Origin of the sequence: Methylobacterium pseudosasicola (genome assembly GCF_900114535.1) — a bacterium.
Lineage (GTDB): Bacteria > Pseudomonadota > Alphaproteobacteria > Rhizobiales > Beijerinckiaceae > Methylobacterium > Methylobacterium pseudosasicola.
The window spans coordinates 1-6,878 of the sequence record NZ_FOTK01000096.1 but is presented as its reverse complement, the minus strand read 5'-3'; the positions used below and the strand labels follow the sequence as shown (position 1 = coordinate 6,878).

Below are 6,878 nucleotides of genomic sequence, written 5' to 3'. Positions count from 1 at the left end.
CCTCTCAACCTAGACCATCCGCGAGTGGCGCAAACGCGCCCCCGATGCCTGTCAAGACCGCTCGGCGCGACGCCACGAGCTCGCGTGGCGCGCCGGCGATGAGGAGCGTGCCATCGTGTGCGCGCTCCGCCGCTCCACCGGCTTTCGCCTCGACGCGCTGACCTTTGTCATCAGCCATTTCCTGCCACACCTGAACCGGGACGCCGTCTATCGCATCCTCAAGGCTGAAGGCCTGAACCGGCTGCCGGCCGCCGAGCAGGCCCGGAAGCCGCACGGCACCTTCAAGGACTACGAGGTCGGCTTCGTCCACGTCGACGTGAAGCACCTGCCCAAGCTGCAGGATCGCGACCGCGTCTCGCGCAAGCGCTACCTCTACGTCGCCATCGACCGCGCCTCCCGCTACGTGCACCTCGCCGTCAAGGACGACGAGACCACCGCCTCGGCGGTCGCCTTCCTCACGGACGCACTCGACGCCTTCCCCTCCCGGGTCACCCACGTGCTCACCGACCGGGGCTCCCGCTTCACAGCCGATGCTTCCGAGGCAGCCTCCGAGCGGCACGGGGTGCCGCATCGCAAGACGCGCCGCTGCACGCCGAAGACCAATGGCTCCAGCAATAGGCCAGCGGCATCGTGCCGCCCTTGGCCAGCACCTCGTAGGCCGCGAAGCCATCGACCTGCAGCACGCCTTCGAACCCAGCCAGATGCGCGATCGGCCGACTCGCGGTGCGGTCGGGGGCGTAGACGTAGGCGACACCGGGTGGATCGGATCCGCCCCAGGGCCGGTCGTCACGGGCATAGGCCCAGAGCTGGCCGGTCTTGGTGCGCCCGCGCCCGGGATCGAGCACGGGCGCCGTGGTCTCGTCGGCAAACAGCTTGCCCGAGCGCTTCAGCGTCTCCAGCAACCGCTCCTGCACGGGCCGGAGCAGGAAAGCGGCGCGCCCGACTCAGTCAGCCAAGGTCGAGCGATCGAGGACGACACCTTGGCGGGCGAAGATCTGCGCCTGCCGGTAGAGCGGCAGATGGTCGGCGTATTTAGACACCAGCACCTGTGCGACCAACGCGTCGGTGGGCAGGCCGCCCTCGATCAGCCGCCCCGGGGCGGGTGCCTGCATGATCGCATCCCCGCAGGCCCGGCAAGCATAGCGTGGGCGGCGGAGTACCAGCACGCGGAACTGCGCTGGCGCGACGTCAAGGCGCTTGGACACGTCCTCGCCGATCTTGTGCAGGGCGCCCGAGCAGCATGGGCAGGCGGTGCCGTCGATGTCGACGAGGGTCTCGACCCGCGGCAGATGAGCTCGGAGCGCCCCGAGGTTGGTGCGACGTTTGCCGACCCGGACCGCCTTCTTGGCCGGCTCGGCCTCTTTGGCGGCGTGGCCTGCGGCCTCGACCTGCTCGGCCTCTTCCAGCCCAAGCAGAAGCTGATCCTCGGGCAGGCTCTCAGCCCGGCGTCCAAAACGGTGACGCTGCATCGCCAGGATGATCTGGCGCAGCTGCTCGTTCTCGGCGCGCTCCTCGGCAAGCAGAGCCTTGAGCGTCTCAGGATCGTCTGATGAGGGCGAAGCAGGCTTGGCCACGAAGTAGATTAGAGCATATCTACCAGCGACTTACCACTGCAACGAAGTCTGCTGCCCAGCCTTTTTGCTCAGCCTGCCACCGCCGGCACGCTGACCGGACGAGCCGCATGGATGCGCTTCCAGTCCAGCCCTTCAACGAGCGCCGAGAGCTGCGCCGCGCTCAGCCGGACCACGCCGTCCTCGATCTTCGGCCAACAGAACTGGCCAGCCTCCAAACGCTTGGTCGCGAGGACCAGCCTGCTTCCATCCCAGACCAGAAGCTTCACCCGATCGGCGCGTTTCGAGCGGAACACGTACACCGTGCCGGAGAACGGATCCGCGCCCATCGCCTCGCGCACCAGAGCGGCCAGTCCATCCATACCCTTGCGGAAGTCGACCGGCCGCGTGGCCAACATCACCCGCACCGCGCCAGATGGCCCGATCATACGGCAGCCTTCAGCGCCCGGATCACCGCGGCGATCTGAACTGTGCTTGCGTCCTGGGCGATGCGAACCGTGGCGCCTGCGATCTCAACTTCGATGCCGTGACAGCTGCGTGGCTCACGCCGCTCGGGGCTGCCCTCAGCAGGCGCCGGCCGCTGCGGGCTCACATCCAGAACGGCCGGAACGAACCAAAGCGTAGTCTGGTCGTCGTGCATCTCGACCGGCCGCGCCAGACGCCGCCACAACAGCTGCGACGCACTCAGGCCGTGTCGGCGGGCCACCGCGCTGATCGAGGTGCCAGGCCGATCACTCTCGGCGACGATGGCCGCCTTCTCATCCTCCGACCACGCTCGTCTCCGGCCAGCCCAGGTAAACACCTCCAGGCGCCGGACCGGCTCCGACATAGCCATACGCCCTGACATCGACATGTGACGGAGCTCCTACCCACTCCGTAGATCGTCACCGCGCCGCGGGGCAAAAGGTGTCCTTCAGACACCGCTTACGTTCCATCAAAGACGGTCCTGGCGATACAGCCTGGACTTCGCCTCCTACAAGGAACGCAAGGCAGTGGCGGCGGCGCTGAAAGACATCTACCGCGCCCTCGATGCCGCCACTGGCGAAGCGGCCTGGCTGCCTTCGAGGCGGGCGCGTGGGGCCGGAAGTATCCGGCCATCGCCCAGAGTTGGCGGCGGGCCTGGGGCGAGGTGGTCCCGTTCTACGCCTTCCCGGGCGAGGTCCGGCGGATCCTGTACACGACGAACGCCATCGAGGCCCTGAACGCCACTATGCGCCACGCCGTGCGCGCCCGGGGCCACTTCCCAACCAACGAGGCCGCGTTAAAGCTGCTCTACCAGGTCTTGAACCGCTCCGAGAAGGCGTGGAAGATGGGCCCGCGTGAGTGGGTCATGGCCAAGGCGCAGTTCGCCATCATCTTCGGCGAGCGCTTCACCCGGGCCATGGCCGCCTGATGTTCAACTCGCCGCCCACACACGGAATTTCCAATAGTCCCCCAACTCGACCTCGACCCCGATGCCGTCGTCTTCATCGACGAGACGGCGACCGCCACGAACATGGCCCGCACCTACGGTTGGGCTCCACGCGGCGAACGCTGCCGGCTCCTCGTCTCCGGGGCCATTACAAGACCACCACCGTCACCGCCGCCCTGCGCACCAGCGGCTTGGTCGCCACCGCCCTGTTCGACGGCGCCACCAACGGCGCGCGCTTCGGCGCCTACGTCACCGACACCCTGGTCCCAGTGCTCAAGCCGAGTGACACCGTTATCCTCGTCAACCTGCAATCCCACAAAGTCATTGGCGTGCGCGAAGCCATCGAGGCGGTCGGCGCACGGCTCCTCTACCTCCTAGCCTGCTCACCCGACTTCAACCCGATCGAGCAGGCCTTCTCAAAGCTTAAGGCGCTGCTGCGCGCCGCCGCTGCCCGAACCATCCCAGACCTTCGGGCAGCCATCGCCCGGGCCTTCGCAGCCTTCACCCCAGTGGAATGCCACAACTACATCGCCGCCGCCGGATATGACGCTTATGACCCAACCTAAACGGCAACCGCTTTAATGATCAGGAAGCGACCCTCGCTCTTGCCATAGCCTTCCTCCACGTTGCACTAGTCATGATCGTCCGCAAACGCTTTTCTAGATCAGGCAAAAGTGTCGGACGGGTTATCGACTTAAAACTGCAAAATAATGTATATATACCTGAACCAGCGACCTAACAGAATTTGTAATCTTAACACTCAGAAGTAGATTTTAATATCCTTTGACTGAGCAAGCAAAAAAAGGAATTCGCTCTATCCCGGGATTGCGATTTATACCTGAGTTGTTACGCATGTTCATCTCGAAATCAAATGGACCCAACTTTAAGTATAATTAAGTTTTTTTTCGTGCGGCTTATAATCGCTCATCGCGATCCAAAATATAAATCTACGCACTTATCTCAAATTTATATAAACCATCTTTAAGATTATAATTATTGAGTCTTAAATTTGAATAAATGAAAAAACGCGAGAATGCGGGTGAAACTGGTAGAGTCAGCGATCATATCTTCGCTGGATTGAGCCCCGATGATGCTATATAGAGAGCTTGAAAACCGGCGTCGCAGCAAGTAATAAAACTGGCGCTGCCAACCAGCGAGAGCATAATAAATGAAAATTACAGTCGTGAAAACCGTAAAAATCGCACTATCTTGTTTTTTCTTACTACTTAACGGGATAGTAGGAGCGGCTTCGTCGGAATACAAGCTTGGACCTCAAGATGTGATACAAATTAAAGTGTTCGATCTGAGAGCGGGATCAGGCGAGGCTCATCAATGGACAGCATTCGATGGCGATATCATTGTTAACGCAGGCGGCTCAATTTCGCTGCCTTTACTTGGCGCAATCTCAGTTAATGGGATCACCGTTGAGAATCTTGGTAAATTAATCGCCGAGCGAATGCAGGCAAGAATTGGACTGGCCGAGCTACCAAGTGCTTCAGTTCAAGTCACAAAATACCGCCCTTTCTATATAGGCGGCGCAGCTGAAAAGCCTGGGGAATATGAATACAGGCCAAACATAACAGCTGGTCAAGCTTTAACTATTGCGGGGGGTGTTTATCGTTTGACGCCTTCAAATCGCCTTTCGTTTGATCGCGACCTGACCACGCAGCACGGAGAAATAAACTTAATTACAAGGGATAATGTTGGTCTTCTAATGCGGGAAGAAAGACTGAATTCTGAGATTGAAGGAAGAATTAAATTTGTGCTGGCGGATAAGTTTTTGCCGATGGCATCACAGCCTGAGTATTCCAATGCATTTAAAGCTGAGGAGTTGCTTTTCGAAGCACGCAAATCATCTTTGGATTATCAGGTAAAAACGATCAGCGAGACTAAAATGGCACTCGCCAAGGAAATAGAGGCGTTGGATAAAAAATCGCAATCTATAGATCGCCAGATCGAGCTTACACAGAAGGATTTGAATCAAGTTCGAGATTTGGTCTCGAAAGGACTGTCCGTTTCAACAAGGCAGCTGGCAGCAGAACAAAATGCTGCTGCGTTTGAAAACACTCGTCTGGATATCCAGCTTGCGCGTTTGAGAGCTCAACAAGAACTTGGAAAACTTTCGCGGGAAACGATACAATTGCAATCTAAGATGAAGCAGGAAGCCATAACCGAACTAGCTCAAATACAAGCCAAATTACTGCAGAATCGGGCTAAAGAAAACACTGCGGCTTCGGTAATGAAAATTGTTGAACAAACTGTCAAATCTAACGGCGGCCTCAATTCCAATGTTTCGTATATAATCCATCGTCTTAGCCCGGAAGGTCCGAAGACGATTTTCGCTTCGGATGACGACTTGATCGAGCCGGGTGACGTTTTAGATATAAAGCTGACTGAGTAACGAAACTCAGATCGCGCGCCATCAAATTCGCGATTTATACCCTTTCAATAACTTTTATGCGGCTTGCGCAAGCTGTCCTTCAGTACTCAAACTAAGATCGCAAGTCGAAACCAGGTGTCGGCAGGAACCTTCCTACGACCCGTTGACTGGACACGTCGAGCGATCGCGAAGTAACTAAAACAGCGTTAGTCGAACGCAAATGAGATCTCATCGACGAACCTCGTGCACATACGGCTGTATACCTGATCGCACACCCGGACTGCCGATCGCACATCTTGATGATTCCGAGGCAGAGCTTTGGGTCGACGGCTATCCGCCCTTGGAATTGCTGGCCAAGGGAACTGGCCTGCCCCCCTGAAAAGTGGTCCTCCCTGAGGTATGGCTTCGAGCCATGTGGAGGATTTTTTGATGCGTCGGAAGAAGCATAGGGCTGAAGAGATCGTGTAATTACCCACGCCCTTGCGCGGGACGGGTTTCGCCGATTCTCTCGTGAGATAGGCCGCAGCGACCTTGAACGGCTTGAACCGCGAAGAGCTGATCAATCCTTCGACGGGCTCAAGATGAGGTGGTGCTGCGGCTGCAGCGGCCAGAGAAGACGTCGCGCACCTCGTCCAAGCCGCCCGCGACGGATCGCAAGGAGCAGCGGGAGCACTCCAAGCCGGGCGGCGCCAAGTCCGGTCACGAGGGTCACAGCCGCGTCGTGAGCGACGATCCCGATGCCGTCGTCGAGCATCGTTCCGAGGCGTGCGCGTGCTGCGGCGCCAGCCTGCATGCCGCTCTTCCGGCAGAGGTCGTCAGCGTCGCCGAGCCGATCGAGCTGCCCGCGGTGGCGCCGATCGTGACGCAGCACCAGCGTCTCGCGGTCCGTTGCCCGCGCTGTGGGGAGCGGGTGGTCGCACCGGTGCCGGAGGCGGCGCGCGGCACGCCCTTCGGCCCACGGCTGCATGCGGTGGCGACGTACCTGAAGACCTTCCAGGCGCTCTCGTACGAACGGCTGTAGGCCGCGCTCTCTGACCTGTTCGGCCTGACGCTCAGCCAGGGCGGGCTGATGAACCTGCTCCACCGCGCGCAGGGCTGCTTCAACCCGGGTCGCGACGCGGCCATCGCGACCCTGCGCAAGGCTGAGGTCGTCGCCTGCGACGAGACCGGCGTGCGGATCGAGGGCTCGAACGCTTACCACTGGGTGCTCCACTCGGCGCAAGCCGTGGTGCACACCGCCTCGCCGACGCGCGGCGCTGTCGTGGTGCGGGAGATGATGGATGGCCACCGACGGGCGGTGTGGATCTCGGATCGCTACACGGCCCAACAAGGCCACGCGGATGAGCATCAGACCTGCTTGGCGCATCTGGCGCGCGATATCGCCTACGTCGTCGAGGTCAGCGACGATCCCGTCCCCTGGCGCCTGCAGCTCTGGCTGGGAAGCGTGTTCGCCCTGGCCGAGCGCGTCAACGCTTTGGCTGCCGCGACGCTCTCGGCCAAGCGCCGGAGCCTGGAT

General features: G+C 60.1%; 3 protein-coding genes and 5 pseudogenes. 5 read left to right on the top strand and 3 right to left on the bottom strand.

Annotated elements, in window-relative coordinates:
- Positions 1–13: 13 nt before the first annotated feature.
- Positions 14–619: pseudogene (locus BM228_RS32890) on the top strand (DDE-type integrase/transposase/recombinase); the annotation flags it as partial.
- Here BM228_RS32890 and tnpC (BM228_RS32885) read toward each other — a convergent pair.
- From tnpC (BM228_RS32885) to tnpA, 3 genes and pseudogenes are all read right to left on the bottom strand, one after another.
- Positions 603–1,574: pseudogene (gene tnpC, locus BM228_RS32885) on the bottom strand (IS66 family transposase); the annotation flags it as partial. The pseudogenes BM228_RS32890 and tnpC (BM228_RS32885) sit on opposite strands and share 17 nt — an antisense overlap.
- Before the next feature lie 68 nt (positions 1,575–1,642).
- Complete coding sequence (gene tnpB, locus BM228_RS32880; protein WP_092047465.1) at positions 1,643–1,999, bottom strand: IS66 family insertion sequence element accessory protein TnpB; 357 nt, start codon at positions 1,997–1,999, stop codon at positions 1,643–1,645.
- Complete coding sequence (gene tnpA, locus BM228_RS32875; protein ID WP_244537438.1) at positions 1,996–2,400, bottom strand: IS66-like element accessory protein TnpA; 405 nt, start codon at positions 2,398–2,400, stop codon at positions 1,996–1,998. Before tnpA ends, tnpB begins: the two co-directional genes overlap by 4 nt.
- A gap of 121 nt (positions 2,401–2,521) precedes the next feature.
- Here tnpA and BM228_RS32870 point away from each other — a divergent pair.
- From BM228_RS32870 to tnpC (BM228_RS32855), 4 genes and pseudogenes are all read left to right on the top strand, one after another.
- Positions 2,522–2,964: pseudogene (locus BM228_RS32870) on the top strand (transposase); the annotation flags it as partial.
- 42 nt (positions 2,965–3,006) lie between these two features.
- Positions 3,007–3,548: pseudogene (locus BM228_RS32865) on the top strand (IS630 family transposase); the annotation flags it as partial.
- A 602-nt stretch (positions 3,549–4,150) separates the two neighbouring features.
- The gene (locus tag BM228_RS32860; RefSeq protein WP_092047463.1) at positions 4,151–5,383 is read left to right on the top strand and encodes a polysaccharide biosynthesis/export family protein; all 1,233 of its coding nucleotides are present in this window, start codon (positions 4,151–4,153) and stop codon (positions 5,381–5,383) included.
- 494 nt (positions 5,384–5,877) lie between these two features.
- Positions 5,878–6,878: pseudogene (tnpC, locus tag BM228_RS32855) on the top strand (IS66 family transposase); the annotation flags it as partial.